This window comes from Leifsonia sp. RAF41 (assembly GCF_052114085.1).
GTDB lineage: Bacteria > Actinomycetota > Actinomycetes > Actinomycetales > Microbacteriaceae > Leifsonia.
Genome location: NZ_JBFREB010000001.1, coordinates 2,394,352 through 2,421,295 on the forward strand (window position 1 = coordinate 2,394,352; position 26,944 = coordinate 2,421,295).

The 26,944-nt window shown below is 70.0% G+C and carries 25 protein-coding genes, 1 tRNA gene and 1 pseudogene; 12 read left to right on the forward strand and 15 right to left on the reverse strand.

Features of this window, described 5'->3' with window-relative positions; genetic code table 11:
• Nucleotides 1–57 precede the first annotated feature (57 nt).
• Nucleotides 58–1,269 (forward strand): MFS transporter, encoded by a 1,212-nt coding sequence (locus AB4Y74_RS11495; RefSeq protein WP_441799214.1) that lies wholly within the window; start codon nt 58–60, stop codon nt 1,267–1,269.
• Nucleotides 1,270–1,388: 119 nt separating this feature from the next.
• A complete protein-coding gene (locus AB4Y74_RS11500) occupies nt 1,389–2,276 on the forward strand; it encodes a hypothetical protein (protein WP_441799215.1) in 888 nt (295 codons plus the stop codon).
• 80 nt (nt 2,277–2,356) lie between these two features.
• Here the strand turns inward: AB4Y74_RS11500 and AB4Y74_RS11505 are convergent, their stop codons facing one another.
• Together AB4Y74_RS11505 and AB4Y74_RS11510 are read right to left on the reverse strand one after the other, a co-directional pair.
• A complete protein-coding gene (locus tag AB4Y74_RS11505) occupies nt 2,357–3,337 on the reverse strand; it encodes an aldo/keto reductase (protein ID WP_441799216.1) in 981 nt (326 codons plus the stop codon).
• Nucleotides 3,338–3,416: 79 nt separating this feature from the next.
• The gene (locus AB4Y74_RS11510) at nt 3,417–4,538 is read right to left on the reverse strand and encodes an ABC transporter permease (protein WP_441799217.1); all 1,122 of its coding nucleotides are present in this window, start codon (nt 4,536–4,538) and stop codon (nt 3,417–3,419) included.
• 98 nt (nt 4,539–4,636) lie between these two features.
• Here AB4Y74_RS11510 and AB4Y74_RS11515 point away from each other — a divergent pair, with 98 nt between their 5' ends.
• Nucleotides 4,637–5,236: a TetR/AcrR family transcriptional regulator gene (locus tag AB4Y74_RS11515; protein WP_441799218.1), complete on the forward strand. Its 600-nt coding sequence runs from the start codon at nt 4,637–4,639 to the stop codon at nt 5,234–5,236.
• A gap of 6 nt (nt 5,237–5,242) precedes the next feature.
• Here AB4Y74_RS11515 and AB4Y74_RS11520 read toward each other — a convergent pair whose 3' ends face one another.
• Complete coding sequence (locus AB4Y74_RS11520) at nt 5,243–5,815, reverse strand: TetR/AcrR family transcriptional regulator (protein WP_441799219.1); 573 nt, start codon at nt 5,813–5,815, stop codon at nt 5,243–5,245.
• 58 nt (nt 5,816–5,873) lie between these two features.
• Between AB4Y74_RS11520 and AB4Y74_RS11525 the strand changes: the two genes are divergently transcribed.
• From AB4Y74_RS11525 to AB4Y74_RS11535, 3 genes are all read left to right on the forward strand, one after another.
• Entirely contained in the window at nt 5,874–6,629 is a 756-nt protein-coding gene (locus AB4Y74_RS11525; RefSeq protein WP_441799220.1) for an SDR family NAD(P)-dependent oxidoreductase, read from the forward strand.
• A 73-nt stretch (nt 6,630–6,702) separates the two neighbouring features.
• On the forward strand, nt 6,703–7,869 hold the full coding sequence (locus AB4Y74_RS11530) for an acyl-CoA dehydrogenase family protein (RefSeq protein WP_441799221.1): 1,167 nt from the start codon (nt 6,703–6,705) through the stop codon (nt 7,867–7,869).
• 43 nt (nt 7,870–7,912) lie between these two features.
• Nucleotides 7,913–9,025, forward strand: coding sequence for an aminopeptidase P family protein (locus tag AB4Y74_RS11535; protein ID WP_441799222.1), 1,113 nt, complete (start codon nt 7,913–7,915; stop codon nt 9,023–9,025).
• A gap of 15 nt (nt 9,026–9,040) precedes the next feature.
• On the opposite strand, the gene AB4Y74_RS11540 is transcribed toward AB4Y74_RS11535, so the two are convergent.
• Nucleotides 9,041–9,448 carry a DUF3054 domain-containing protein gene (locus tag AB4Y74_RS11540; RefSeq protein WP_441799223.1) on the reverse strand — a complete coding sequence of 136 codons (408 nt, stop codon included), beginning with the start codon at nt 9,446–9,448 and terminating at the stop codon, nt 9,041–9,043.
• Nucleotides 9,449–9,633: 185 nt separating this feature from the next.
• Here AB4Y74_RS11540 and AB4Y74_RS11545 point away from each other — a divergent pair, with 185 nt between their 5' ends.
• Nucleotides 9,634–12,507, forward strand: a complete 2,874-nt coding sequence (locus AB4Y74_RS11545) for an aminotransferase (RefSeq protein ID WP_441799224.1) — start codon at nt 9,634–9,636, stop codon at nt 12,505–12,507.
• Here the strand turns inward: AB4Y74_RS11545 and AB4Y74_RS11550 are convergent.
• Nucleotides 12,446–13,381, reverse strand: a complete 936-nt coding sequence (locus AB4Y74_RS11550) for a LysR family transcriptional regulator ArgP (protein ID WP_441799225.1) — start codon at nt 13,379–13,381, stop codon at nt 12,446–12,448. The genes AB4Y74_RS11545 and AB4Y74_RS11550 overlap by 62 nt on opposite strands.
• Before the next feature lie 69 nt (nt 13,382–13,450).
• Between AB4Y74_RS11550 and AB4Y74_RS11555 the strand changes: the two genes are divergently transcribed.
• Nucleotides 13,451–14,050 (forward strand): LysE/ArgO family amino acid transporter, encoded by a 600-nt coding sequence (locus AB4Y74_RS11555; RefSeq protein WP_441799226.1) that lies wholly within the window; start codon nt 13,451–13,453, stop codon nt 14,048–14,050.
• A 96-nt stretch (nt 14,051–14,146) separates the two neighbouring features.
• Here AB4Y74_RS11555 and AB4Y74_RS11560 read toward each other — a convergent pair.
• The 4 genes from AB4Y74_RS11560 to galU form a co-directional block, all read right to left on the reverse strand.
• Nucleotides 14,147–14,219 (reverse strand) — tRNA-Ala (locus tag AB4Y74_RS11560).
• Between the two features lie 58 nt (nt 14,220–14,277).
• A complete protein-coding gene (locus AB4Y74_RS11565; RefSeq protein ID WP_441799227.1) occupies nt 14,278–15,372 on the reverse strand; it encodes a hypothetical protein in 1,095 nt (364 codons plus the stop codon).
• Between the two features lie 96 nt (nt 15,373–15,468).
• Complete coding sequence (locus tag AB4Y74_RS11570; protein ID WP_441799228.1) at nt 15,469–16,131, reverse strand: GNAT family N-acetyltransferase; 663 nt, start codon at nt 16,129–16,131, stop codon at nt 15,469–15,471.
• Nucleotides 16,132–16,153: 22 nt separating this feature from the next.
• Complete coding sequence (galU, locus tag AB4Y74_RS11575) at nt 16,154–17,131, reverse strand: UTP--glucose-1-phosphate uridylyltransferase GalU (RefSeq protein ID WP_441799229.1); 978 nt, start codon at nt 17,129–17,131, stop codon at nt 16,154–16,156.
• A gap of 59 nt (nt 17,132–17,190) precedes the next feature.
• Here galU and AB4Y74_RS11580 point away from each other — a divergent pair, with 59 nt between their 5' ends.
• Nucleotides 17,191–17,775 carry a 5-formyltetrahydrofolate cyclo-ligase gene (locus AB4Y74_RS11580; RefSeq protein ID WP_441799230.1) on the forward strand — a complete coding sequence of 195 codons (585 nt, stop codon included), beginning with the start codon at nt 17,191–17,193 and terminating at the stop codon, nt 17,773–17,775.
• A 23-nt stretch (nt 17,776–17,798) separates the two neighbouring features.
• Nucleotides 17,799–17,939, forward strand: a pseudogene (locus AB4Y74_RS11585) (FmdB family zinc ribbon protein); the annotation flags it as partial.
• Nucleotides 17,940–17,953: 14 nt separating this feature from the next.
• Here the strand turns inward: AB4Y74_RS11585 and AB4Y74_RS11590 are convergent.
• A complete protein-coding gene (locus AB4Y74_RS11590; RefSeq protein ID WP_441800478.1) occupies nt 17,954–18,091 on the reverse strand; it encodes a hypothetical protein in 138 nt (45 codons plus the stop codon).
• Between the two features lie 98 nt (nt 18,092–18,189).
• On the opposite strand from AB4Y74_RS11590, the gene mscL reads away from it, so the two are divergent.
• Nucleotides 18,190–18,627, forward strand: coding sequence for a large conductance mechanosensitive channel protein MscL (mscL, locus tag AB4Y74_RS11595; protein WP_441799231.1), 438 nt, complete (start codon nt 18,190–18,192; stop codon nt 18,625–18,627).
• Between the two features lie 94 nt (nt 18,628–18,721).
• Here the strand turns inward: mscL and AB4Y74_RS11600 are convergent, their stop codons facing one another.
• The 5 genes from AB4Y74_RS11600 to AB4Y74_RS11620 all read right to left on the reverse strand — a co-directional run bounded on the left by AB4Y74_RS11600 (nt 18,722) and on the right by AB4Y74_RS11620 (nt 25,412).
• Nucleotides 18,722–18,901 carry a hypothetical protein gene (locus AB4Y74_RS11600; protein ID WP_441799232.1) on the reverse strand — a complete coding sequence of 60 codons (180 nt, stop codon included), beginning with the start codon at nt 18,899–18,901 and terminating at the stop codon, nt 18,722–18,724.
• A 24-nt stretch (nt 18,902–18,925) separates the two neighbouring features.
• Nucleotides 18,926–22,684: an AAA family ATPase gene (locus AB4Y74_RS11605; protein WP_441799233.1), complete on the reverse strand. Its 3,759-nt coding sequence runs from the start codon at nt 22,682–22,684 to the stop codon at nt 18,926–18,928.
• Between the two features lie 114 nt (nt 22,685–22,798).
• Nucleotides 22,799–23,344, reverse strand: coding sequence for a hypothetical protein (locus AB4Y74_RS11610; protein WP_441799234.1), 546 nt, complete (start codon nt 23,342–23,344; stop codon nt 22,799–22,801).
• A gap of 53 nt (nt 23,345–23,397) precedes the next feature.
• On the reverse strand, nt 23,398–24,648 hold the full coding sequence (locus tag AB4Y74_RS11615; RefSeq protein ID WP_441799235.1) for an MFS transporter: 1,251 nt from the start codon (nt 24,646–24,648) through the stop codon (nt 23,398–23,400).
• Nucleotides 24,645–25,412 (reverse strand): ArsR/SmtB family transcription factor, encoded by a 768-nt coding sequence (locus tag AB4Y74_RS11620; RefSeq protein WP_441799236.1) that lies wholly within the window; start codon nt 25,410–25,412, stop codon nt 24,645–24,647. The genes AB4Y74_RS11615 and AB4Y74_RS11620 overlap by 4 nt, the downstream gene beginning before the upstream one ends.
• A gap of 74 nt (nt 25,413–25,486) precedes the next feature.
• On the opposite strand from AB4Y74_RS11620, the gene AB4Y74_RS11625 reads away from it, so the two are divergent.
• Nucleotides 25,487–26,932, forward strand: coding sequence for an MDR family MFS transporter (locus AB4Y74_RS11625; protein WP_441799237.1), 1,446 nt, complete (start codon nt 25,487–25,489; stop codon nt 26,930–26,932).
• The last annotated feature ends 12 nt before the right edge of the window (nt 26,933–26,944 follow it).

Genomic DNA, 26,944 nt, shown 5'->3' on the forward strand with positions numbered 1-26,944 from the left:
CGCCTCCCTGTGGACAGCCCTTCGGCACGACGCCGGCGACCGATAGTGTGGTGAGTTGTGAGCAGCTATTCCAGCCTTCTGAAGACGCCGGGCGTGGCCCGCATCATCGCGGCTCAGCTCACCGCGCGCTTCCCGTTCGGCATGCTGTCGCTCGCCTTCCTGCTCCACATCGAGCGCGTCCACGACTCCTACGGCGCGGCCGGGCTCGTCCTGGGCGCCATGAGCATCGGGCAGGCGATCGCCGGTCCCATGACCAGTCGGCTGATGGGCGTGCTCGGGATGCGCGTCGTGCTGTGGACGACTCTCCTCCTGTGCTCTGCGTCCGTCGCGGTGATCGGGCTGTTCGTCCTGCCCATCCCGGTGACCATGGCGGTCGCCTTCTTCGCCGGCCTCTGCATGCCGCCCATTCAGCCGGCCGTGCGCACGATCTATCCGAAGATGGTCAACTCCCGGCAGCTCACCCCGCTCTTCTCGCTCGACGCGTCGGCCCAGGAGATCATCTGGATCGCTGGTCCCGTGGCGATCACCTTCGTCTCGACCCAGATCGGCACGGTCGAGGGCATCCTCATGTCCGTGGCGATCATGCTGGCCGGCGGCTTCTGGTTCATCGCGTCGCCCGAGGTCGGCCGGGTGCGCATCCCCCGCAGCAAGCGGCGGTTCGGGACGGTGCTGGCGCGGCCGCCCGTGCTGCTCGCCACCGTCGTCGGCTTCCTCCTGATCGGCTCGTGCTCGGCGGTCGAGGCGGGCGTCGTCGCGACATTCGGCGACGGGTCGCCGCTCGCCGGCATCGTCCTCGCCATCTGGTCGCTGGGGTCGCTGGTGGGCGGCCTCGCGCTCGGACACATCCCGATCGGTCCGTGGGCGACGGCGCGCCGCATGTTCATCGTCTTCGTCGGCGTCGTGCTCTCGACGTTCATGCTGTGGTCGTGGTGGGGCCTCTCCCTCACTCTGCTCATCGCGGGCCTCGGTATCGCTCCGGCCCTCGCGGTGCTGTTCGCGATCGTCTCGGCGAGCGTCAAGTTCTCCGACACCGCCGAGGCGTACGGCTGGGTCGGCACCGGCCAGCTGATCGGCGCGGCGCTCGGCTCGGCCCTCGCGGGCTTCCTCATCGACGGCGTCGGACCGGTCGGCGCGTTCTGGATCGCGGGAGCCTTCGCCTTCGTCGGGTTCGTCGTCCCGGCCCTGGCGCACCGCGTCCACCCCGACCTCCGCGGCCGCGACGCGTCCCCGATCCCCGACACGGAGCCCGTCCCCGTTCAGCCCTCCTGACGCCGAAGTGCACGTTGTGGCTGCTATTTCCTCGTTTTAGCGACCACAACGTGCACCTCGGCAAAGCGAGGGCTGTGGATAAAGGGGAGAGAGCACGACGCGTAGGCGACGATGTCGCGATGGGACGACATCTCGCCGAACTGAACGACGCGCTCGCAGACGGCCCTTTCACCACGAGCGCGGGCGCGGAGGCCGGGGCGACCCGTGCGCGGATGCGCGCCGGAGACCTCGTCACCCCGATCCGCGGGGTGCGGATCCGCCTCCGAGACGATGGAATCGACGCCCGCCTGCAGGCTTACGCGCTGCATCGACGGCGGGATTTCGCGTTCAGCCACACGACGGCGGCTCGGCTTTACAGCATCCCCTTGCCCGCGGGCCTCCCGCCGGACATCCACGTGAGTGTGCCGGACCCTGGACGACCGCCCTCCATCCGCGGCTTCACCGGTCACAAGCTCCGTCGGTGGGACACGCGGACGGTAGCCGACCTGCCCGTCACGACCCCGGAGCAAACGTGGATCGACCTCGCGGTAATGCTCTCACTGTCGGAGCTCGTCGTCGCCGGCGATTTTCTGGTCGGCGGACGCGCGCCGCTGACGGACAAGGACTCGCTCGATGCCGCGATCGCGGCCGCCTCGGGTCGTCGAGGTGTGGGGCGCGCCCGGTCTGCTCGGCAACACGTGCGCGTCGGTGCCGAGTCGCCAGGCGAGACGCGGTTGCGGCTCGTGCTCTTGGAAGCCGGCCTGCCCGAACCGCTGCTCAACGTCGATGTTCTCGACGAAGCGGGCGAGTTCGTCGCTCGTGCGGACCTCTCGTATCCGGCTTCCCGGATCGCGCTGGAGTACGAGGGCGATATCCACCGCGTGGATCGGGCGACGTGGATGAAAGACATCGCTCGCCGCGAACGTGTCGAAGACCTGGGCTGGCGGATGGTGCGCGTAACCGCCGCAGACCTCCGTAGCCCGCACGCCCTGGTTTCCCGCGTACGCCACCTCCTCCGCTCCCGCTGACGGGTCAACGAAGTGCACGTCGTGGTCGCTATTGCGCCGGATTACCCGCCACAACGTGCACTTCGGCGAAGGCGGGGGGCCTACCAGTGGGGGTGGACGGAGGCGCGGAAGTGGTCGTCGTAGATGCGGTGGACGGCGGCGTCGAACCCCTCGGGCAGGCGGATGGATGCGGCGGCCGCGTTCGCGCGCGCCTGCTCGGGCGAGCGGGCGCCCGGGATGACGGTGGTCACGCCGTCCTGGGCGACGATCCAGGCGATCGCGGCCTGGGCCGGCGTCGCGCCCTCCGGCACGAGGGCCGCGAACTCGCGCGCCGCCTTCACGCCCTCCTCGTAGTCCACGCCCGAGAAGGTCTCGCCCACGTCGAACGCCTCGCCGTGACGGTTGTAGGTGCGGTGGTCGTCCGCCGCGAACGTCGTCTGCTCGGTGTACCTGCCGCTGAGCAGCCCCGAGGCGAGCGGAACCCGCCCGATGATCCCAACCCCGGCCTCCCGGGCGGCGGGCAGCACGCGGTCGAGCGGCTTGAGGCGGAACGCGTTCAGGATGATCTGCACCGTCGCCGTGCCGGGGCGCGCGATCGCGGCGAGCGCCTCATCCACCGTCTCGACGCTGACGCCGTAGTTCTCGATCGCGCCCTCGTCGACGAGCGTGTCGAGCGCGTCGTAGACGGCATCGCTGGAGAACACGGGAGTGGGCGGGCAGTGGAGCTGGACCAAGTTCAGCCGGTCGACGCCGAGGTTACGACGCGAGCGGTCCGTCCACTCGCGGAACTTCGCAAGGGTGAAGTTGGCCGGGTCCTGGTCTTCGCGGCGCCCCATCTTCGTCGCCACGGTGAGCGGAAGCTCGGGATGCTCGGTCACGAACCGCCCGATGATCTGTTCGCTGCGCCCGTCGCCGTAGACGTCGGCCGTGTCGAAGAAGGTGACGCCCGACTCCGCCGCCGCTTCCAGTACGCCGAGGGCGTCGTCTTCGGAGACGTCCCCCCAGTCCGCTCCGAGCTGCCAGGTGCCGAGTCCGACGACCGACACCTCCCGTCCGGTCCCGCCGAGGATGCGCTGTTCCATACCGCCAGCGTAGGCGCTGGCGACCGACCGCAGAACCGGCCGGCCGCCTGCGCGACGGCCGGTCGTCGGCCGCCGCACATCACGCCGCGGCCTCGGTCACCTCCTGGTTGCGGAAGTGTCCGGCGAGCATCGCGATCACACCGACCGCGGCCCAGCCCAGCAGCACGAGCCACGCGAACGAGGAGTCCGCCTCCGGGAAGTAGGACAGGTCGCGCAGGAGCGTGACCGATGCTCCGGGTACGAACCACTGCCCGATCGCGCCCCACGGTCCGACCATGAACTGGAGCGGCTGGGCCGCCGCGGACAGCGGGTTGCCCACCAGGACGGTCAGCACAGCACCGACGGCGATCCCCGCGCGCCCGATGAGCGCGTTCATCCCGACGATGAAGGCAGCGGTCGCGAACATCGACAGGCTGACGGCAAGCGCATTCAGCCAGAAGTCGCTCTGCAGGATGCCGAACCAGCCCTGCAGGATGCCCGTCACGGAGAGGCCACCGACGACGGCGTACACGGCGACGGCGGTGAGTCGTCGCCAGCTTCCGGCGACGAGGAGGGAGATGAGCACGCCGCCGAGCATCCCGCCGAGGACGAGCGGGAACGCGGCCGAGGTGAGACCGAGTCCACGGGCATCCGTTGAGGCGAGCGGGACGATGTCGGTCACCTTCACCGTGATGGTCGGCGCCTGCGTCCCCGCCGGAGCCCGCCCTGCGGCGACGGCCTGCTGCACGGCGGCGTCCGCTTGCTGCTGCGCCTGGGCCTGGATCTTGGTCGCGACCTGGCCCAGGATCTGGCTGACGGCGGCGCCGTTCGCCGATGCCGTCAGAACCTCCGGGCTGTCGCCGAGGACGATGGCGCCGTAGACGTCACGGGTGCGGATGAGGTCCACCGCCTCCTGCCGATTGGACACTCCGGTCACGTCGAACGCGCCGTCGGCCGCCTTATCCAGCTGCTTCTCGACCGCGCTCACGGCCGTGCTGCTCCCCGCGACCGCGACGGGCAGATCCTTCACGGTGGAGGTGATGGTCGGCCAGAGGAACGCCAGGAGGATGACGACCACCGCGGCCGCCGCGCCGACGGCGAGGAGAACCGACCGGATCCACGGCGTGTGCGGCGGAACGGCGGCAGAACCCACGGCGGTGCCGACGGCGGTCGTGCCGGTGGCGGCGTCGGCCGGGTCGGGACGAACGGGTGCGGTGATCATGATCTCCTCCAAAAACGAATGCTCGTTCTTTATAGTGACCATCGCGTCCGCTATTGTCAAGAACGATCATTCTTTTTTGCGCGAGACAGGAGCGGCCCTTGCCGAAGGTCACCGAGGAGCACCGCACGGCGAGACGGCGTCAGATCGCCGACGCCGCCCTGCGCTGCTTCGCACGAGCCGGCTTCCAGCAGACCTCCATGGCCGACATCATCGCCGAGTCCGGACTCTCCACCGGTGCGATCTACGGCCACTACAAGAGCAAGGAGGAGCTGGTCGAACTCGCGGTCACCGAAGTCCTCGACGCCCGCTTCCTCGACCTCGCCGAAGCGCGACGGCAGGACCCGCAACCTTCCCCCGCCGAGCTGGTCGGTCTCCTAGTGCGCGGGCTCACCAGGCAGATCGGCGACCTCCGACTGCTGCTTCAAGTCTGGGGCCAGGTCCCGATCAATCCGGCGCTGGCACGCGTCGCGGCACGGGTCGGCGGGCGCATCCGCGGGATGTTCGTCGACTATCTGAGCGAGTGGTACCAGAGATACCGGGACTTGGACGAGCGCGCCGCCGCCCGGGCCGCGGAAGACGACGCTCCGCTGTATGTCGGTCTCGTCCAGGGCTACGTGGTGCAGACGGTCCTGTTCACGGACTTCGACGGGGATCGCTACCTCGCTGCGGTCGAGCGGATGGCCACCCGCGCGGGCTGAGCGCGTTCAGCTCCCCGGCCACCATGCCGGCGTGAGCCGCCCCACGAACGCGAGGAACGCATCCACGTCACGCGGCCGCGGTCGGGTGAGCCATACGTCGATCGCGCCGATGGTTCCGTCGGCGAGCCAGCGCGCCACCGCCCGCTTCTCGATCTCATCGGTGGCCGGCACGACGAGGCTGTGCTGCTCGAGCAGCAGCTCGACCGACCCCTGGAAGTGATGGCTGAGCATCGCGTGAAGGCTTGCTGCACCACTCTCGGTCCCGAGACCGCGGCGGTAGACGGCGTCGTGGTCGTCCACGTGCCGCAGCACCGCCCGCGTGACCCCGGTGACGGCGGCCGCCGCATCGGAGGGCTCGACATCGAGCAGGTACTCCGCGCGGAGGGCATCGAGTTCCGCCCGCAGGACGCGCTCCAGCAGATCTGCCGGTGACGACGCGTACTCGTACACCGTGGAGCGGTGCACACCGGCCGCGGCGGCCAGCGCCGACACGCTCACCTCGCTGACCGGTCCGCGGGTCGCCAGCTCGAGCACCGCAGCACTGAGTCGGGCGAAGGTCTTCTGCTGGCGTGCATCCACCGAACGATCGTACAATGGAGTTATCCGACAGTTGTCGGATAACGAAAAGGAGATTTTCATGGCTCAGTACGACGTCGCCGACCGGTCCGCAATCGTGACAGGGGGCGGCTCGGGAATCGGCCGTGCCATCGCCCTGACCCTCGCTGCGAGTGGGGCCGCCGTCCTGGTGACCGACCTGAACGAGGAGCACGGCAATGCCGTCGTTGCGGAGATCCAGGCCGCCGGAGGCACTGCGAAGGCGCTGGCGGGGGACGTGACCGACCCGGCATTCGCCGCCGCGAGTGTGGCCGCCGCGAACGAGCTCGCACCCCTCCGCATCGCGGTGAACAACGCCGGAATCGGCGGCGCGTCCGCTCCGGTCGGCGACTATCCGCTCGACTCGTGGCGTGCGGTCATCGAGGTGAACCTCAACGCCGTGTTCTACGGGATGCAGCCCCAGCTCGACGCGATCGGCGCCAACGGTGGTGGTGCGATCGTCAACATGGCCTCCATCCTGGGCAGCGTCGGCTTCGCGAACTCGTCTGCCTACGTCACCGCCAAGCACGCGCTGATCGGTCTGACGCAGAACGCCGCGCTGGAGTACGCGGACAAGAACGTGCGCGTCGTCGCGGTCGGCCCCGGGTTCATCCGCACTCCCCTGGTCGCCTCGAACCTGGACGCCGACGCGCTCAGCTTCCTGGAGGGCAAGCACGCCCTCGGCCGCTTGGGCGAGCCTGAGGAAGTGGCCGCTCTGGTCGCGTTCCTCGCCTCCGACGCTGCCAGCTTCATCACGGGCAGCTACCACCTGGTCGACGGCGGTTACACCGCCCAGTAGTCCACAGGCGTCCGTTCTCCACAGATTTATGGACGTCTGCCGCGCCCGGTCACGCTCGCCTAATGTGAGGAGCGTGACCGAGCACGACACCCCCGAACCCCTCTCCGACGAACTCCTGGAGCGCATCCGACAGCGCGCTGCAGACTACGACCGCGACAACCGCTTCTTCACGGAAGACTTCGCAGAACTCGCCGACGCGGGATACCTGCGCGCCCTGGTGCCGGCCGAGTTCGGCGGCCTCGGGCTGACTCTGCAGCAGACCGCGCGTCTGCAGGTCCGGCTCGCGGGTGCCGCTCCGGCCACAGCGCTCGCGATCAACATGCATCTGGTCTGGACGGGCGTGGCGAAGACGCTGCGCGATCGCGGCGACGACTCTCTGGAGTTCGTGCTCCGGGAGGCGGGCGCGGGTGAAGTCTTCGGGTTCGGGCTCAGCGAGGCGGGCAACGACCTCGTCCTGTTCGGGTCGACCACGGAAGCGCGACCCGAGCCCGACGGCGCCTACCGCTTCCACGGGCGCAAGATCTTCACCTCCCTCTCTCCGGCCTGGACACGGTTGGGCACCATGGGACTCGACACCAGCAGCCCGGACGCGCCCAAGATCGTGTACGGCTTCATCGAGCGCACCGGCGGCGGCTTCGAGATCCGCGAAGACTGGGACACGGTCGGGATGCGCGCGACACAGAGCAACACCACCGTCCTCGACGGTGCGCGGTCCCCCGCCGATCGGATCGTGAGACGGCTCGACCCGGGCCCCAACGCCGATCCGCTCGTGTTCGCCATCTTCGCGAACTTCGAGATCCTCCTCGCGGCGGTCTATACCGGCATCGGTGCCCGGGCGCTCGACCTCGCCGTGGTCTCCGCCCACCGGCGCACGAGCCTGAAGAACGAGGGCCGGAGCTACGCCAACGACCCTGACATCCGTTGGCGGGTCGCCGAGGCCGCCATCGAACAGGATGCGCTGCTCCCCCAGTTGGACGCACTGGCCGGCGACGTGGACGCGCTCACCGATCACGGCCGACTGTGGTTCCCGAAGCTGGTGGGAGTGAAGGTGCGGGCGACCGAAACCGCACGGCGGGTGGTCGACCAAGCGATCCGCGTGTCGGGGGGCTCGACCTTCTTCGCCGGCAACGAGCTCGGCCGGTTGTACCGCGACGTGCTCGCCGGCATCTTCCATCCGTCCGACGCGGAGTCTGCGCACAACACGGTGGCGACGGCTTGGCTGGGTCCCGTCGAAGAGTAGGTGGACCGCCGGGCGAAGCCCGGCCTCACGAGCAGGAGAGACGATGCAGGAGATCACCGCACGGCACTTCGCCGACCGGCTCGAACGCGGGGCCCGGCAGGCGAGCGCCGCAGGATTCGACGGGCTGGTCGTCGCGCCGGGGCCGGATCTGGCGTACTTCGCCGATTACCTTCCCGTCGCGACCACCGAGCGCATCACCCTGCTCGTGATTCCTGCAGAAGGCGAGCCGACGATGCTGGTCCCGGCGCTCGAGCACGGCGGCGCTGCCGAGACGCGCGCGGCCGGTGCCGTCCGCCTGATCGACTGGTCGGACGGCGAGGACGAGTACGCCCCGGCGGCGGCGTTGCTGCGGCCTGGGGGACGCTATGCCATATCGGACGCGACGTGGGCGATGCATCTGCTTGGGCTCCAGCAGAAGCTGCCGGGAGTCCACTTCGAGGCGATCTCGCACGCCTTTCCGATGCTGCGGGCGATCAAGAGCGCGGACGAGGTCGACCGGCTGGCCGCGGCCGGAGCCGCCGCCGACGCCACGTTCGAAGATGTGCTCCGGCTCCCGTTCGCCGGCCGTTCGGAACGCGAACTGGCGGCCGAACTCGATCGCCTTCTGCGCGAGCACGGCCACCAGCAGGTGGACTTCACGATCGTTGCGTCAGGGCCCAACGGCGCGGATCCGCATCACGAACCCGGCGAACGCGTCATCACCGACGGCGACATGGTCGTGCTCGACTTCGGCGGGCTGCTCGACGGCTACGGTTCCGACACCACCCGCGCGGTTCACGTCGGCGAGCCGACCGACGAGGAGCACGAGGTGTTCGACACGGTCCGGCGGGCGCAGCAAGCAGGGTTCGAGGCCGTCGCGGTGGGCGTCCCGTGTCAGGAGGTCGACCGGGCTGCTCGGGCGGTCATCCGGGATGCGGGATACGGGGAGTTCTTCATCCACCGGGTCGGCCACGGCATCGGCGTCACGACGCACGAGCCGCCGTACATGGTGGAAGGGGAAGAACGTCCGATCGAGGCGGGGATGTGCTTCTCGATCGAGCCGGGCATCTATCTGCCGGGGCGCTTCGGCGTGCGGATCGAGGACATCGTGGTGGCGGCCGAGGATGGCGCGCACCGTCTCAACAACTCCAGCCGCGAGCTGCACCTGGTCGGCTGAGCCCGCGCGGCGCCGCTACGCCCGCAGGTGCGCCTGCTGCGACCGCTGCGCTAGACGCACCCGGCGGCGGGCGAACGGCAGGGCGACCAGTCGCCATCCGACGAGGAACACACCGAGCACGACAGCCGCGACCGCGATGAACGAGGGCTCGACCCCCTGTCCCGCCGAGGTGCGGATGAGCATCGCGAGCGCCACCGTCATGAGCCACACAGGGATGCCGGCCAGCACGATCGAGAGCGGACGTCTCCAGGCCCAGGTGACCAGCCACCCGACGACCAGGGCCACGAGGAACGGCCACAGCGTGTCCAGGATGCCCCCGGCGGTGTTCGCTTCGCCGTGACTCCGGCGGCCCACCATCACGAAAAGGGTCACGAGGGCAACGTCGATGACGAATGCGACCAGCGCGGTCCTCCAGGGCTTCACCGCTTCAGGCTACGCGGCACCGCCCGAGCGTTGGCTGGGCAGAACCCGTGCTGATACTGACCGTTATCTATCCGCGGACTATCCACAGTCGGCGGCTTCTCCACAGATCTGTCGCAGGCCGCCAGGGGTCGGATCGCCCTCAATAGACTGGCGATCAGCCATCACCCGAACCACTGGAGCACCCGTTGCCGAACTTCGATTTCCTCGCCCAACCGGCGCTTCCGCGTCCAGAGGTCACGCCTGACGACGCGGTGCGGATCGCCGCCACGAAGTTCGGACTCGAAGGCCGGATCACCGAGCTGGGAAGCAATCAGGACCGCAACTTCCGCATCGACACCGGCGAAGAGCGCTTCGTGCTCAAGCTGGCCAATCCGGTCTTCTCCGCGGACGAACTTCGGGCGCAGAACGCCGCCTTGGCGGCTCTCGCCGGGGCGGGAATCCGCATCCCGGAGGTCATCGCCTCCACCGAGGGCGACGAACTCGTGGAGGTCGACGTGCGTGGCGTCTCGCTGCTCGCGCGCGTCCTCCGCTACCTCGACGGCGAGCCGCTCACCGACGTTGGTCGACCCTCCCGCGAGCAGTTGCGAACGCTCGGCACACTGGCTGGGCGGGTCGCGGCCGGACTCGCAGGGCTCCGGCACGCCGGACTCGACCGCTCGACCCAATGGGATGCGCGCATCGGCGGTGAGGTCGTCGACCTCCTCCTGGAGTACGTCGAACAGCCGGCCAAGCGCACGGTGGTGCGGGAGACCACTCAGGCAGCGCTCGCCCGACTGGAGCCGCTGCGCGGGCGATTGCGCGTGCAGGCGGTGCACGGTGATGTCACGGACGACAACATCGTGCTCGGCGACGACGGCCCGGGCGTCATCGACTTCGGCGACGTCTCCGACGGGTGGCTGGTGGCCGAGCTCGCCGCCACGGTCACGAGTGCGCTCCACCACATCCCCGACGAACCCCTTGCGGTGCTCGATGTGGTGGAGGGGTTCCACAGCGAGGCTCCGCTCGACGACGCCGACCTCGCCGCCCTGTGGCCGCTCGTTGTCCTGCGCGGTGCCGTGCTCGTCGTCAGCGGTGAGCAGCAGGTCGCCCTCGAGGCGGACAACGTCTACGCCGCCGAGAACCGGGCGCACGAGTGGGTGGCCTTCGACACCGCCCGCCGCCTCGACGCCGAGGAGGTCGAGACGCTCATCCGCGCCCACCTGGCGGGTGCGGCACGGCCTGGCACGCCCGGTCTGGGGCGCCTCGTCGACCTCACGTCGACCGCGCACAACCTCGCCGACCTGTCCGTGACCTCACGCGACCTGGACGCCGGCGCCTGGCTGCGGGAGAACGCAGAGGATGCGGTGCTCACCCGCATCTGCCGGGAGCACGGCCACGCGATCACCCGGTACGGGGAGGCGCGGCTGACCCGCTCCCGCACCGATCGCGCTCTTTCCTCGGCCACCATCGCGCTGGGCGTGACGATGGACGCGCCGACCGGCATCCAGGTCACCGCTCCCTTCGCGGGCGAGCTGTCTCTCGCCGAGGGCTCGTGGCTCCTCCGCGCCGACGGCCTGGAGCTCTGGCTCGATGGGCTCACGCGTCCGCTCACCACCGCCACCGTGTCGGAGGGCGACCCGATCGGCTCGGCGATCCATCTCACCGCGCAACTCAGCACCATCCCCGGTCATCGCCCGCCCGCGTTCGTCACCCCGACTCTCCCGCTCTCCGAGTGGATGGCCGTCTCCCCCGACCCGTCAGCTCTCTTCGACGTGGACCTCGCAGCGGCGGCTCCCGACCCGGCAGCGGCGCTGGCCCGGCGGGAGGCGACCTTTGCCGAGGTCCAGGAGCACTATTTCGCGCATCCACCGCTCATCGAGCGCGGCTGGCGCCACCACCTTCTCGACACGCGCGCGCAGAGCTACATCGACATGGTCAACAACGTGACCCAGATCGGTCACGGCCACCCTCGACTCGTGGAGGCGGTGCGCGATCAATGGGCGCGCCTGAACACCAATTCGCGGTTCCACTACGACGAGCTCTCCCGCTTCACCGAGCGTCTGGCGGAGATCGCACCGGACGGACTCGACACGGTGTTCCTCGTCAACAGCGGCAGCGAGGCGGTCGATCTGGCGCTGCGGCTGGCACAGATCCATACGAATCGACGGACCATCCTGGCGGTCACCGAGGCGTACCACGGTTGGACGATGGCCTCCGATGCCGTCTCCTCGTCTCTGGGAGACAACCCGCGAGCGCTCGACACCCGGCCTGACTGGGTGAAGCTCGTCGCGGCCCCGAACGCCCTACGCGGACGGCACCGCGGCGCCGACTCGGCCGCCGCCTACCTCGCCGACCTCGATGCCGACCTCGCCGCGCTCGACGCATCCGGAACGCAGGTGGCCGGCTACATCGCCGAGCCGGTGTTCGGCAATGCGGGCGGACTGATGCTGCCCGACGGCTACCTCCCCGGCGTGTACGAACGCATCCGGGAGCGGGGCGGCGTCTGCATCGCCGACGAGGTCCAGGTCGGCTACGGCCGCCTCGGCCACTACTTCTGGGGCTCCGAGCAGCAGGGCGTGGTTCCGGACGTCATCACGGTCGCCAAGGCGATGGGCAACGGCCAACCGCTCGGCGCGGTGATCACCCGTCGCGAGATCGCCGATTCGTTCGCCGCGGAAGGCAGCTTCTTCTCGTCGGCCGGCGGCAGCCCCGTTTCGGCGGTCGTGGGCCTGACGGTGCTCGATGTGATGCGCGACGAAGGCCTGCAACAGAACGCGGCAACGGTCGGCGACCATCTCGCCGGCCGTCTCCGCGAGCTGGGAGAGCGGCATCCCCTCGTCGGCGCCGTCCACGGCATGGGGCTGTACCTGGGGATGGAACTGGTGCTCGACCGCGCGACCCTTTCGCCCGCGACGGCGGAGGCGGCCCTGGTCTGCGACCGGATGCTCGCCGAGGGCTGCATCGTGCAACCGACTGGCGACTACAAGAACGTGCTCAAAATCAAGCCGCCACTGTGTCTCACCCGGGAGAGCGCCGAACGGTTCGTGGACGCGCTCGATCTCGTCCTCGCGACACTGTAGGGCGGAGCACCCGAGCGGACTCCCCGGCGATCGCTTCGGCCACCGCGTCGAGCGCGGTCGAACGCAGTGACCATTGATGCCAGTACAGTGGCACCTCCTCAATGCGGTCGTCGTCCAGCACCACTAGCGCCCCGTCGGCGACGAGGGCGTCGGCCTGCAGATCGGGCAGCATTCCCCAGCCGAGACCGAGCACGGCCGCATCGACGAACTGGGTCGACGCCGGGATGAAGTGGCGCGGCGGCCGCGCGGATGGCGCGAACGCGGCGAGATAGCGGTCCTGCAGGGCGTCCTTGCGGTCGAACACCAGCACTGGCGCAGCGGCGGCCGCACCCGGAGTCCACCCGTCCGGGCACCAGCGCGCGACGAAAGCCGGGCTCGCCACCGCACGGTAGGCCATCGACCCCAGAGCCCGGGCCGTGCAGCCCTGCACGGGTTCGGGATCCGACCCGATCGCCGCCATCGCCGTGCCATCCCGGAGCCGGTCGAGGGTGTGCTCCTGGTCGTCGAGAACGATCTCGAACGCGATCCCGTCCAGCCGGGCGAGCGCCGGCAGCACCCAGGTTGCGAGCGAGTCCGCGTTGACGACGAGCGGAAGCGCGGCTCCCACCGCATCCTGCTCACCGGCCAGCGCAGCATCCGCCTCGGCCTCCAGCAGCACCAGTTGGCGCGCGAGCCGAAGCAGCACACTGCCCGCCTCCGTCGCCTCGACCGGCTTACTGCGACGGACGAGGACACGTCCACTCTGCTGCTCGAGCGCCTTGACGCGCTGGCTGACCGCCGACGGCGTGATGCGGAGAACAGCCGCCGCGGCCTCGAACGTCCCGCTGTCGACAACCGCGGCGAGAGTGCGCAAGTGCTCGACGTTGGCTGACATGAAGCCAGTCTAATGTACGGTAAGAAAACTGAGCTGTACTTAGTGGCACGTCACCCGTAGCGTCGAAGAGTGCTTGCGACCTTCTTCACCGGCCTCGGCTCCGCTGCCTCCCTGATCATCGCGATCGGTGCCCAGAATGCGTTCGTGCTGCGCCAGGGTCTGCGTCGCCAGCACGTGCTCCCGGTGGTGATCATCTGCGTCGTGAGCGACGCCGTCCTGATCGCCGCCGGCGTCGCCGGGATCGGGGTGCTGGTGAAGAACGCGCCCATCGCGCTCCAGATCGTCCGCTGGGCGGGCTTCGCCTTCCTGATCGGCTACGCGATCTTCGCCGCTCGGCGCGCGCTCAAGCCCGAGTCGCTCAGCGCCCAGGGGGTCGCTGCCGGGTCCCTGGCCGCTGCGGTCGGCACCTGTCTGGCGATCACCTGGCTCAACCCGCACGTGTACCTCGACACGGTGTTGCTGCTCGGCTCGCTCTCGGCCTCGCACGGCGACCCCGGACGCTGGGTGTTCGGCGCCGGCGCCGCGACTGCCAGCCTGCTCTGGTTCGGTCTGCTCGGCTTCGGCGCGCGATACGCCGCCCCGCTCTTCGCCAAGCCGATCGCCTGGCGCATCCTGGACGCCGGGATCGCGGTCCTCATGCTGGTGCTGGCAGTCCTGCTTGTGGTGTGACGCGCAGCGCACCAGCGCCCGATAGCACCACCGCCGAAGCCCCACCGCCGAACATGCAGAAAGGCCGCCCGATTCGGGCGGCCTTTCCAGTACCGGTGGAGCTAAGGAGATTCGAACTCCTGACCTCTTCGATGCGAACGAAGCGCGCTACCAACTGCGCCATAGCCCCGGGGAACTGCTTAGAAAGACTAGCACCCTCCGTCTGCCGAGTCGAAATCGAGAGGCGCTCAGCTGGCGGCCCGGCGGCGGCGCAGGACGGCGTCCACATCCAGGCTCCCGGTGTCCGCATCGTCGAGCACGCCCATGCTCGCGTAGCGGCTGGGAACGGATGCTTCGACCACGGGAGCAGCGTCCGCGAGAGCGACCGGCGCAGCCTCGACCACGGGTGCCGCGCCGACGCGCGCCACGGGCCGCAGGGGTACGGGCGCCGCCACGGGTACCGGCGCGGACTCCTCCGCCTTGCGCTCGAACTCCGCGCGGGCGGCCGCCCGGCGCAACTCGGCGGCAGCATCCACCGACGCCATCGCGGCGGCCGCGACCGTCCCGGGCGACAGGTGCAGCGGCTTCGGCAGCGGGCGCGGCGTCCAGCTCTGACGCAGCCGTTCCTGGACCGGCAACTCGTGCTGGGCGTGGTCGTACAGTTCCGGGGCGACCTGCGAGGTGCGCACCATCGGCTGGGATGCGGCGACGGGACGCTGTGGGCGCGCGAGGCGCCCGAGCATCCAGCCGGAGAAGACGACGGCTCCGGCGGAGACCGCGGCGAGCAGCCACGCTCCGGTCTCGAACATGACGACCGCTCCCCCGACGAAGCCGGCGAGACCGGCGACCAGGAGCAGGGTCGAGATCGCACGGGTGCGGCGCACGCGGCGGCGGCGCTGCGGCGAGAGCGGCACGACGGCCGTGGCCGTCGCGAGAGCTCGAGCCCGCTGGGCCGCGGCGGCGCGTGCGGCGCGCTCCATCGCGATGGCGTCCGCGGCGGCGCGCTCCGCCTCCTCGGCGGCGCGGCGGCGCTCGTCGGCGATCGCCTGCTCCCGGCGCGCGTGGGCGGCAGCCTCCGCGCGGGCGGCGGCGAGTGTCTTCTGCTCCGACCTGCGGAGGATGCGCTGCTGCTCGGCGACCGTACGGGCTGTCGCCTCCATGCGCACCTCGTCGGGCAGTTCGCTGGTCTCGGCGAGGATGCGCAGTGTCTGCTGCAGCCGCACCGCGTTGCGCTCCGTCGCCAGGTACTCGCGACGGCGCAACCACACCGGGACGAGATAGGCAAGCCAGAGGGCGGCCGCTATGGCGACCACGACCCCGCCGCCCATCACATCCCCGTTCATGCCTCTAACGGTAGGGGCGACGGGCACTGGGCCCGCGTCACCCCGGAGGGTGTGTCACGCGATCCAGAGTTCTTTCAGCGAAGGCGGCGGACGGGTTCAGCGGTGGCGTGCGACCGGGAGCGGGATGGATGCGGCCGCGCGGTCGTCCGCCGGGATCACCGCGGCGTCCGCCGGCGCGTTCCCGTCCAGCCACCGGCGCAGGACGCCCTGGCTCAGCTCTTCCGACACCAGGCCGAAGCAGAAGTGGTCGCGCCAGTCCCCGTTGATGTGGATGTAACGGCGCCGCAACCCCTCGTACCGGAAGCCCAGCTTCTCGACGACGCGGAGGCTGGGGACGTTCTCCGGGCGGATGCAGATCTCCATCCGGTGCAGGCCCAGCTGGTAGAAGCAGTAGTCGGTAGCCAGCGCCACAGCGGTCGGCGTGATGTTGCGGCCGGCGAACTCCTCGGCGACCCAGTAGCCGATCGTCGCGCTCGACAGGGAGCCGTACGCGATCGACGAGACGTTCAGCTGCCCGGCGAGACGCCCATCCCACTCCACGATGAACGGCAGGCCGTGCCCGGCGCGCGCGTTCGCCAGCAGCGACCGGATGCTCGCGCGGGTGTCGAACGATCCGGGCGCGTACGGGCTGGTCGCCTCCCACTGCCGCAGCCAGCCGCGGTTATCGAGAAGGGACCGCTCGAGCGGGCGTGCATCGCGCAGGCGGATGGGACGCAACCCCACGCGGCCCTCGCTGAGGGTGGGGACCACGATCGCCACAGACTCCTCCTTCAGCCGACCGTCAGCGGGACCGGTTGGCGAGCGTCTGGATCGGCCCGGTCGGGTCTACCGGCATCTCGTGCACGTATTCGTCCGGTGCGTCGGTCAGACCCGCGGCGAACTCGCGCAGCCATGGGCGAAGGTCGGGCCCGAGGTCTTCGCGGTCGGTGGCCAGGCGGACGATCGCCTTGATGTAGTCGAGGCGGTCGCCGGTGTCGTAGCGACGGCCGCGGAATACGACGCCGTACACGCCGCCGGTCCAGTCGGGCGCCTCGGCCATCGACTGCAGCGCGTCGGTCAGCTGGATCTCGCCGCCGCGGCCCGGCTCTGTGCGCTCCAGAACGTCGAAGACCTCCGGGCGCAGCACGTAGCGACCGATGATGGCGTAGTTCGAGGGGGCTTCGTCCTTGTCCGGCTTCTCGACGAGGCCGGTGATCCGGACGACGTCGTCCTCGTCGGTCGCCTCGACGGCCGCGGCACCGTAGAGGTGGATGGAATCGGGGTCGACCTCGAGCAGGGCGACGACCGACGTGTGGCGCTCGGCCTGCACCTGAAGCATCCGCTTCAGTAGGTCATCGCGCTCGTCGATGATGTCGTCGCCGAGTAGCACCGCGAACGGTTCGCGGCCGACGTGCATCTGCGCGCGCAGCACCGCGTGGCCGAGACCCTTCGGGTCGCCCTGGCGGACGTAGTGCATGTCGGCAAGATCGGTCGAGTAGTTGACCTTCTCGAGCCGGTCGGTGTCGCCCTTCTTGCGGAGGGTCTCCTCCAGCTCGGAGTTGCGGTCGAAGTGGTTCTCGAGGGCGTTCTTGTTGCGGCCGGTGATCATCAGGACGTCGTGCAGGCCCGCATCCACGGCCTCCTCGACCACGTATTGGATGGCGGGCTTGTCCACGACCGGCAGCATCTCCTTGGGCATCGCCTTCGTCGCCGGCAGGAAGCGGGTTCCGAGGCCGGCTGCGGGGATCACTGCTTTCGTAACGCGGTCGTGATTAGCCATGCCGCCTACAGTATCCGCATTTCAGCGGTGCACAGGATGGCATCTCTTAGGATTGCCCTATGGACCCGGACACTGCCGCTCATCGCAAACGCGCACTGCGCGCGGAGCTCCGCGAGCGCCGGCAGAACCTCACGACGACGGAACGCCAGACCGCGACGGCGGGCATCACCCGCAACCTCGTCGACCTGGCCACCGACCTGTCCGTTCGCTCGGTCGCCGCGTACCTCTCCACGAACATCGAGCCCGACACGCGCCCGTTCCTGAACTGGGCGCACGCCCAGGGCCTGCGCGTGCTGCTCCCGATCTCGCGCGAGGACGGCCTCCTCGACTGGACCACCGGCGACGGCGAGACTGAGACCGAGGGCCTGTTCGGGCTCCCGGAGGCGGTCGGCGACCTGCTCGGACCGATCGCGATCAACGACGTCGACCTCATCGTCGTTCCGGCCGCCGCGGTCGACGCGACCGGGATGCGGATGGGATGGGGGCGCGGCTACTTCGACAAGACGCTCGGGAGCATGGAAAAATGTCCCCCGGTGTACGCCGTCCTGTTCGACGGCGAGCTCGTGGACGAGGTCCCGCGCGAGCGTCACGACCAGCCGGTCGACGGCGCAGTCACCCCCACCCGGATCCTCCAGTTCACCTGATCCTCACGCGCAGCGGAAGAAGAATGCCCACCTACTCCTACACGTGCCGCGACTGCGGCCATGCCTTCGACATCCAGCAGGCCTTCACCGACGACGCCCTCAGCGTGTGCCCGAACTGCGGCGGCTCGCTGCGGAAGGTATTCGGCGCGGTCGGCGTGACGTTCAACGGGTCCGGGTTCTACCGGACGGACTCGCGCGGCGGGGCGAAGAAGGGGGCCGGGTCGTCTTCTTCGGGGTCGTCTTCTTCGTCGGGGTCGTCTTCTTCGTCGGGGTCGTCGGATTCGTCGTCGTCCGGCTCGTCCTCGTCCGGCTCCACATCCTCCGGCTCGTCCTCCTCCGGCTCGTCGTCAGGCTCGTCCTCCTCCGGCTCCGCTGCCTAACCTGGCACCTCCCCTCCCCCTGAAAGGACCGGTCTTGCTCAAAGGCTTCAAGGAGTTCATCCTCCGCGGAAACGTGATCGACCTGGCCGTCGCGGTCGTCATCGGCGCCGCATTCACCGCGGTCGTCAGCTCGATCGTCAACAACCTGATCAATCCCCTGATCAGCGCCTTCTTCAAGGCGAGCTCGCTCGACAACGCGATGGTCATCACCCTCAACGGCTCGGACATCAAGTTCGGTGCTGTGGTCGGCGCGATCATCAACTTCCTGATCGTCGCGGTCGTCGTCTTCTTCGTGTTCGTCTACCCGATCAACCAGCTGAAGAAGCGCGCGGAGCGCCTCCGCAGCAAGGGCATCGTGCAGCCGGACGCGCCGATCACCGAGCTCGACCTCCTCACCGACATTCGCGACCTGCTCCAGGCGCAGCAGTCTCCGCCGCAGCAGGCGGGCAAGCACGCCGACCCGCTCCCGTAACCGCTCACCTCTCCCATCCGACTCGCTGAGTCGTGAGTCGTTGCGGGTATCGGGCCCGAGTTGCGACAACGTGTCACAACTCGGCCCGAGGTGCTCACCAGTGCGGAGGTACGTCGCGGCGGAGTTGGGCGTCGTTGGAGGACCAGGAGGGTGCGTTGTCGGTGTCGGCGGGCGCCGGCTCCTCGTCGCGCGGCTCCACGTGCGGCGCCGGATCTGTCCCGGGCGCGCCCGGACGCTGCACCCGTCGGTGCCGCCGTCCCGGTGCCTCGCTCACCTCTCCAGCCTAGGCCGTGGGAGGTCAGCCCAGTGGCGGCAGCGTGATCGGGGCGGTCACGGCGTCCGGTTCGCCCTTGCCGATCAGCGTCGCGATGCGACCGGCTACGGTGTCCGGGTCGGCGAACAGCTCGAAGCTGTGCACGCGGAGGTAGTGCCAGCCGAGGCGGCGCAGCACGTCCGGGCGCAGGCGCAGCGATTCGCGCAGGCTCCCCTTCGACACATCCGTGTCCGTCTCGACGACGACCGCGCGGCCCTCGTGCGAGGCGACCAGCGTGAGCTTCCCGCGGTAGCCGAGGTGCACCTCCAAGCCCCGCCGCGCCAGGCGCTTGGCGAGGTCGAGCACCATCGGGTCGGCGTCCGGACTCAGGTATTCGGGGGCGGCCGTCTGCAGCTGGTCGGCCTCCCCGAGCACCTGCGCGAGCGCGGCGATGCCGTGCCGCATCCGCGACTCGTCGATGTCGTCCGGCTTGAAGCAGGAGACGATGTCCATGCCGCGACGTCCGCGTGTCATCCCGACGGCGAGCAGGCGGTCGCCGCCCGGCTCGGCGAGCGCGCCGAAGTTCGACAGCAGTCGGCCGTGCGGGGTGCGTCCGTAGCCGATCGAGAAGATGACCCGGTCGCGGCTCTGCCCGACCGACTGGTCGAGCGTCACGACGGTGAACGGCTCGGCGCGGTCGCCGAGGATGAAGTCGGCCAACTCCGAGCGCTTGGAGAACGCCGAGAGCACCGCCTGGTTGACGCGGACGGCGTGCCGCTCGCTGGCCGTGATCACCATGAGGGATTCGCGCGGGCGCTCGGTGGCGTGGGCGAGCACCAGCTCGACCACCTTGGCTACCTCGGCGTCCGTCGATTCGACCGCTCCGGTGTCGCTGTCCGGCATGCCCTGGCCGCCGGTGACGTAGTGCAGCGCCAGGCTGCCGTGGCCGAGGTAGGTGCCGGCCCACGGGAGGGAGTCGATCATCCCGCCGTAGAAGCGGCGGTTGACCAACTCTGCGAGGTCTTCGCCGCCCGCCCGGTAGCTGCGGCTGAGCGTGTACACCGGCAGCAGCTCGGAGAGCCGTGCCAGCGCGGAGTCCGCGTGCAGCGCATCCACGTCGACGGTCTCGACGGTGCGGCCGTACTCGTGCACGCCCATGTCGAAACGCGACGGCGTCTGCGTCACCGGGTCGCCGAACGCGACGACCTGGCGGGCACGGCGGATGACGGGCACGTTCTCGGCGAGGCTGGACGCTCCCGCATCCACGAGCAACACGGCGTCGAAGCCGACCTCGCGGCCGATCGACGAGATCTCGTACGGGGACACCAGCCAGACCGGCGCGAGCGGGCGCGCGAGGTGGGGCGCGGCCTCGTTGAGGGAGGTCGCGGTCGGCACGCTGCTCTTCAGCAGGCGCTTCAGCGCTGCCGCTTCGTCCGGCCAGTCGACGATGCCGATCTTCCAGGTCTCGGCGAGCATCCACGCGAGCTGCTTGCCCGTCGCCGAGGCGTGAGCCTCATCGACGAGCCGGAAGTCGGCCTCCAGCCGGTCGAGCACGCTGGTGTTGGCGTTGAGCAGCGCGCGATCGGAGGCGAGCAGCGACTCCAGCACGGACTGCCACCAAGCCAGCTCCAGCTCGGCGCTCACCTGCGTCTCCGGGACGTGCCGGATGGACAGGTCGGAGATCAGCGGGTCCAGCTCGAGTTCGCGCAGCTGCGTCAGCAGGGCGGTGCGCTCCTGCAGGTTGGCGAGCACCTCGGACTCGGCGGCGAGGCCGGCGATCTGACGGGTCAGCTCTTCCACCGGCAGTGCGGCCAGCGACTGCGGCGTGCCCGTGCGGCGCAGCGGGATGTCGAGGCGCGCGAGGTCTTCGGCGACGCGCTGGTAGGCGACCTGGACGTCCGCGATCCCGATCGGCACCTCGGGCACGACGCCCGCGACGGCGAACCGGTTCCACAGGATGCGCTGCTGCTGGATGCGCCGCAGGCTCTCGTTGAGGTCGGTGACGTGCACGCCCGGCCGGACGTACTCGAGCGCGTGCTTGCGCAGGCGGCGGCGGTTCGCACTCGACATCGAGGGCGACTCGCGCCGGGATGCGGTGGCCGCGATCAGCTCGGTGAGCGAGCGGTCGAACACCGACGGCGTGAACTTGTCGAGCGTCTCGCGGATGTCGAGGAGCAACCGCAAGTAGACGCCCAGCTCGACGATCGAGGCGAAGGGACGCATCCGCGTCTGCCCGATCAGCGCGTTGGCGCGGTCGAGGAGTCGCGGAAGCTCGGCGCGGTTGAGTTTCTTGGCCAGTTCGTGCGCGCTCTTCCCCTCCTCGGTGGTGTTGAAGGAGGCGCCGTACCAGGGAGAGTCGTTCGGTCCGTACCGGAACTCGCCGAGGCGGGCGGCCCGGATCAGCGCGTCGGCCGAGGCGTCGCGGTTGCGGGCGAGCGCTTCGATCGCGTGCCGGCCGAGACGGGCCGTGGTGGACGGCGGAGCGGGCAGCAGCGACAGTCCCGACAGCTCGCGCAGCGCATCCAGAATCGACACGCGGAGCACGGGGTCGCGACGGGTGAGCGCGGCACGGTAGTCGACCAGCACCTTGCGCAGGCGCACCAGAGCCTCGTCGACGTCGGTGACCTTCGGCTGGGTGGCCTTCTCGTTGCGGGCGATGGACTGCACGAGGTCGCGGCGCAGCGTCCGCGGGGTGACCGCGAGCCCGGGCAGGCCGGCCTTGGCCAGCCGCTGAGCGATGTCGTCGAGGCTGGAGCGGCGCGGGCTGACGACCAGAACGCGCTTGTGCTGGGCGACGAGCGCGCCGATGGCGTTGACGATGGTCTGCGTTCCGCCGGTGCCGGGCAGCGTCTTCACGACGAGGGAGTTGCCGGCAGCGATCTGCGCGACCACGTTCTCCTGCGCCTCGTCGGCGTCGAGCAGGAGGGTGTCGGTCGCGGGCGGGCGCTCATCCTGGCGGATCGGCTCCACCGGGTTGAACGCGGCCTCCACGGTCGTGCGGGCGGTCGGGTTGCCGGCGAGCGCATCCAGCAGCACTGTGTCGAGGTCGCGCGCCTCCTCGCTCAGAGCCGGGGCGACATCGGCGAACGAGGATGCGACCAGTCGCGGCTGCACGTTGAACCAGGGCAGGTGGGAGGTGAGACCGCGCAGGCGGTCGATCACCGGCTGGGGCTTGAACACCCCATTGGACACGGCGAGCGCGACGAAGGCGTCGGCGTCGAGCGTGATCTGGAACTGTTCGTTCAGGACCCGCGCCAGTTCCGGGTTGAGGAACGTCTGGCCCTTCAGCTTCAGCTCGAAGTCGCGGCCGTAGCGGCGGATGGCGAGGGGACGCAGCAGAATCGGCGCGAAGAACTCGTCGGCGCCGTGCCGCCACTGCGCAAGGCCGATCGCCAGGTGCACCGACTCGATGCCGCGCACGGAGCGCAGCTCGATGCCCTTCTGGGTGATCGCATTCGCGGCCGCGCGTGCGGTGCGCAGCGCCAGCTCGTCGCGGATCAGGCTGGAGAGGAGAGTGCTCTGGCCGGTGATGAACTGGGGCAGGCCGCCGGGATGCGTCGTGCTCAGTTCGATGCGGGTCCGCGGGCTGTCCTCGAAGTGGAGCAGCGGCGAGTCACCGCCGATCGATGCGATCTCGTCGCGCCACCGCGTCCACACCGGCTCGGCGATGTTGCCGGCGACGAACGCCGGATCGCCCAGGCTGAGGGCGTGCGGTGAGGTCGTCGTGCGCGGGTTCAGGGCGTCGTCGTCTGCGATGACCGACGTCGCGTCGTCATCCTCGGTCTTCCTGTCCAGTCGCCACACACCGACACCCTACGTTCACTTCCGCAGAATGAGCGGGAACCCGGGCGGGTTTCGCGTCAATAGCACGCGCGATCCGCACAGCGCGACCCCTGGAGGGATAGGGATGTGACCGAATCAGCGGGAGGGCGTGGGGGTTGGGGTCGCAGAGGAGGCGGGGGACGGAGTCAGCGTGCCGTATGGCGCCAGGGCTCCGGTGACCACAGGCACCTGCAGGCCGACCGACTGGCCGCCGCTCGTGAACGACACCGTCGTCAGGGAGCCGGGAGCCGAATCCAACCCGGTCACCAGCGTCTCCTCACTGGGCGGGTCGCCCAACTGCTGAGTGTCGCGGGGTTCGAGCGAGACCGTGATCGTCTGCCCGCCGGTGGGCACGATCCGCACCTCCTGGGAGTCCGGGCCCTCATTCACCAGGGTGGCGACCAGGTTCGCGGTCTTGCCGTTCTCACTGACGAGCACGGCGTTGCCGACGAACACGTCACCGACGGTCGCGCTCACGCCGACGCTCGCCTCTTCGATCTCCAGCGTGTCCTGCGGCGCGAACAGGTCGCAGGCGGTGAGCCCGGAGAGCGCGGCGGCCGCGACGACGGCCGCGGCCGCGGTGCGTCGGACAGCGGCGCGGCTCTCACGCGAGCGGCGGAACAGCGAGGTGCGGAACGTCATCATCCACCTCCGGAGGGACCACGGTGGCGCCACACTAGCGTCCGGGCGACCCGTTATGGAAGACGTTTCGTGCCGCGGAGGGCGACGATCCCGATGATGCCGCAGAGCAGGTACAGCGAGGCCTGCACATCCAGGATGCGCACGATGTCGCCCGAGGCGGCCAGCAGGCCGCCCAGCAGCAGCCCGACCGCCTGCGCGGCACCGTCGAGCGTCGTCATCGCGGCGATCACCCGGCCGAGGGCGCGCGGGGGAACGGTCGTCTGCACCAGCGTGATCTCGCCGGTCGCCGTCGTCACCCCGGGCAGCCCCATTGCGATGAACAGGCCGCAGTAGACCCAAAGCGCGGTCGTGAACGGGGCCAGATTCCAGGTGAGGAGCGAGAGCAACCCGAACACGATGTAGCCGCCGCCGATCATCGACCGGGGGCCGAGCCGGCGGGCCAGGACGCCGGTCACGAGGCCGCCGAGCACCCCGCCGATCGCCTGGACGCCCCGGATGATGCCCGCGCCGGTATCGCCCGCGCCGAGGTTCTGCGTGACATAGACGAGGAAGAGGACGAGGAACAGACCCTGCGCCACGCCCCCGAGTGCCGCGATCAGGGCGAGCGTCCGGAGGGTCGCCGACCGCGCGATCAGTGCCAGCCCCTCCACCCACTCGTGCAGGATGCGCCGCTCGGCCGTCGACGCGGGCTCCTCCCCCGGCGGGGCGGCGACGGGATGCGGCCGGCTGATCGCGACGAGCACCGCCGTGATGACGTAGGAGGCGGCATCCGCGATCACCACGCCCGGAAGCCCCCACAGCGCGAACGACAGGCCGCCGAGCGGCGACCCGATCAGTCGCGCCAGGCTGTCGCTCACCGCGATGAGCGCGTTGCCCCGCGCCAGTTGGTCCGCGCCGACGAGTTGCGGGATCATCGCCTGCCGCGCCGGGTTGATGATCGCGCCGAGCACCGCCTCCACCGCCGCGACCGCGTAGACGATGCCCATCCGGTCGGCACTCGCCGCGAGCAGCGGCAGCAGCAGGAGGCCCTGCAGGATCGCGACGATGACGATGGTGCGCCGGTGATCCCAGCGGTCGACCAGCACGCCGAGGAAGCTGCCGACCAGCAGCATCGGCACCAGCTCGACGAGGAACACGGTGGATGCGCCCAGCGCCGACCCGGTCGCCGAGAGGGCGAACAGCGGCAGCGCGATCATCAGCAGCCAGTCGCCGGTGTCGGAGACGAGCCCGGCGGTCCAGATGAGCGCGAAGTCGCGGCGGAGCAGTGGGGAGGGGGAGCGCTTCTGCGTCTCGGCGGCGGTCACGATGCGTCGCCTCCCGCGCCCGCGTCGTCCGCTCGGCCCCTCGGGCGCCGCTGTCTGCTGCTGTTCGGTACGTCTGCTGCCGCTCGCGCGACCGCAGACGTTCCGAATGGCCGCACTCGCTCCGCGTCCGGCTGCACGGCCGCGCCCGCCTGCTCGGCCGCGCGCGCGGCGGCGATCGCGTCCGGATGCCGGAACGCGTTCAGGTGCAGCGCCACCACGTCGCTGCCCTCCGGCGGGTCGACGCGGGTGAGCCCGATGTACGGCCGGATGAGCGCATCCACTCGCTCCCCCAACTCACGCAGCTCGGCCGGGGTGAGCTTCAGTGCGTACCCGCTCAGGATGCTCGCCTCCCGCCACTCCACCGGCTGCTCGTCGCGCTGGGCGATCGCGCGGTGCACGAGCGCGCCCTCGTCATCGACCTGCCGGTCGGCGAGCGCACGCTCCACGGTGTCGGAGCCGATGGCGAACTCGGGGTCCTCCGTCCGCCCGAAGGCCAGACCGGTGTTGGTGGAACGCCAGGGACGTTCGCGGCCGTCCTCCGCATCCACTGCCTCCACGAGCCCGACCTTGCCGAGCGCACGCAGGTGGTAGCTGCAATTGGAGGGAGTGGAGCCGACCACCGCGGCGCACTCGCTCGCCGTCCGCGGGCCGAACGACATCAGGTGGTCGAGCAGCGCGAGGCGCAGTGGATGCGCGAGCGCACGCAGCGCGCGCGGGTCGGTGACCGTCGTGCGCCGCTCCGGCCGACCCGATGTGAAAGACATGTTTCAGAGTTTGCCCCGGGTGTACTTTCATGTCAAGCGGGAATGCATCCCCCTCCCCCACGTTGTTGATCCATATGAACGAACCCACCCGAGCGAGCGTCGGCTTCCGGTCCGAGCGCGGACCCATCCTGATCGCCCTGATGCTGACGACCGGCCTGGTCGCCATCGACTCGACGATCCTCGCGACGGCGGTCCCCTCGATCGTGCAGGATCTCGGTGGGTTCGCGCAGTTCCCGTGGCTGTTCTCCGTGTACTTGCTCGCGCAGGCCGTGTCCGTCCCCGTTTACGCCAAGCTCTCCGACACCGTCGGGCGGAAGCCCATCGTCCTCATCGGCATCGCGCTGTTCCTGATCGGCTCGGTGCTCTGCGGCTTCGCGTGGAGCATGCCCGCTCTGATCGCGTTCCGCGCGCTGCAGGGACTGGGCGCCGGCGCCATCCAGCCCATGTCGATGACCATCGCGGGCGACATCTACACCGTCGCCGAGCGCGCCAAGACCCAGGGGTACCTGGCGAGCGTGTGGGCGATCTCGTCGGTCGTCGGTCCGACCCTCGGCGGCGTGTTCTCGCAGTTCCTGTCGTGGCGGTGGATCTTCTTCGTCAACGTGCCGCTGTGCATCCTGGCCGGGTGGATGCTGATCCGCGCGTTCCACGAGACCATCGAGCGCCGCCACCACCGCATCGACTACGCGGGTGCCGTGCTCCTCACCGGCGGGATGACACTGCTCATCCTCGCCGTGCTCGAGGGCGGCCAGGCGTGGGCGTGGAACTCGGTGTGGAGCATCGGCGCGTTCGCGGTCGCAGCCGTCCTGCTGGTGGTCTTCGTGCTCGTGGAGCGGCGCGCGGCCGAGCCCATCCTGCCGCTCTGGGTGTTCTCGCGACGGCTGCTGGTGACGACGACCCTGATCTCGCTGGGCGTCGGCGGCATCCTCATCGGCCTCACGTCGTACGTCCCCACCTATCTGGAGGGGACGATCGGCGTCGCACCGATCGTGTCCGGCCTCGCCGTCGCGGCGCTGACGCTCGGCTGGCCGATCGCCGCCAGCGTCTCGGGGCGGTTCTACCTGCGCATCGGCTTCCGCAACACCGCGCTGCTCGGGATGGGGATCGCGATCGTCGGCGCGATCTCGCTGGCGGCGACCTCCGTCGCGCCGTCGGTGCTGTTCGTCGCGGTCAGCTGCTTCGTCGTCGGGCTCGGGATGGGCCTCATCGCCACCCCGACGCTCATCGCCGCGCAGTCCAGCGTCGAATGGAACGAGCGCGGCGTGGTGACCGGCAGCAACATGTTCGCCCGCTCCATCGGGAGCGCGGTCGGCGTCGCCGTCTTCGGTGCGATCGCCAACGCGATCATCGGAGGGTCCGTCGCCGGGGCCCACGACGCGGGCACGATCCAGTCGGCGTCGACGGCGGTCTTCGTCGCCGTGGCGATCGCGGCTGTTCTGACCATCGTGGCTGGCCTGGCGATGCCGCGCTCTCGCGTCGAAGACGTCGAGTTCCGCCGCACGCCCGCGGCCGCGGAGTAGCCCGCGTCAATG

What these genes read in the sequence shown, in the direction of transcription:
- AB4Y74_RS11505 (WP_441799216.1), bottom strand. Translation starts at nt 3,337, where the DNA reads ATGGAACAGCGCATCCTCGGCGGGACCGGACGGGAGGTGTCGGTCGTC.
- AB4Y74_RS11550 (WP_441799225.1), bottom strand. Translation starts at nt 13,381, where the DNA reads ATGTCAGCCAACGTCGAGCACTTGCGCACTCTCGCCGCGGTTGTCGAC.
- AB4Y74_RS11535 (WP_441799222.1), top strand. Translation starts at nt 7,913, where the DNA reads ATGCAGGAGATCACCGCACGGCACTTCGCCGACCGGCTCGAACGCGGG.
- AB4Y74_RS11625 (WP_441799237.1), top strand. Translation starts at nt 25,487, where the DNA reads ATGAACGAACCCACCCGAGCGAGCGTCGGCTTCCGGTCCGAGCGCGGA.
- AB4Y74_RS11510 (WP_441799217.1), bottom strand. Translation starts at nt 4,538, where the DNA reads ATGATCACCGCACCCGTTCGTCCCGACCCGGCCGACGCCGCCACCGGC.
- AB4Y74_RS11620 (WP_441799236.1), bottom strand. Translation starts at nt 25,412, where the DNA reads ATGTCTTTCACATCGGGTCGGCCGGAGCGGCGCACGACGGTCACCGAC.
- AB4Y74_RS11610 (WP_441799234.1), bottom strand. Translation starts at nt 23,344, where the DNA reads ATGACGTTCCGCACCTCGCTGTTCCGCCGCTCGCGTGAGAGCCGCGCC.
- AB4Y74_RS11525 (WP_441799220.1), top strand. Translation starts at nt 5,874, where the DNA reads ATGGCTCAGTACGACGTCGCCGACCGGTCCGCAATCGTGACAGGGGGC.
- AB4Y74_RS11500 (WP_441799215.1), top strand. Translation starts at nt 1,389, where the DNA reads ATGGGACGACATCTCGCCGAACTGAACGACGCGCTCGCAGACGGCCCT.
- AB4Y74_RS11580 (WP_441799230.1), top strand. Translation starts at nt 17,191, where the DNA reads ATGGACCCGGACACTGCCGCTCATCGCAAACGCGCACTGCGCGCGGAG.
- AB4Y74_RS11565 (WP_441799227.1), bottom strand. Translation starts at nt 15,372, where the DNA reads ATGAACGGGGATGTGATGGGCGGCGGGGTCGTGGTCGCCATAGCGGCC.
- galU (WP_441799229.1), bottom strand. Translation starts at nt 17,131, where the DNA reads ATGGCTAATCACGACCGCGTTACGAAAGCAGTGATCCCCGCAGCCGGC.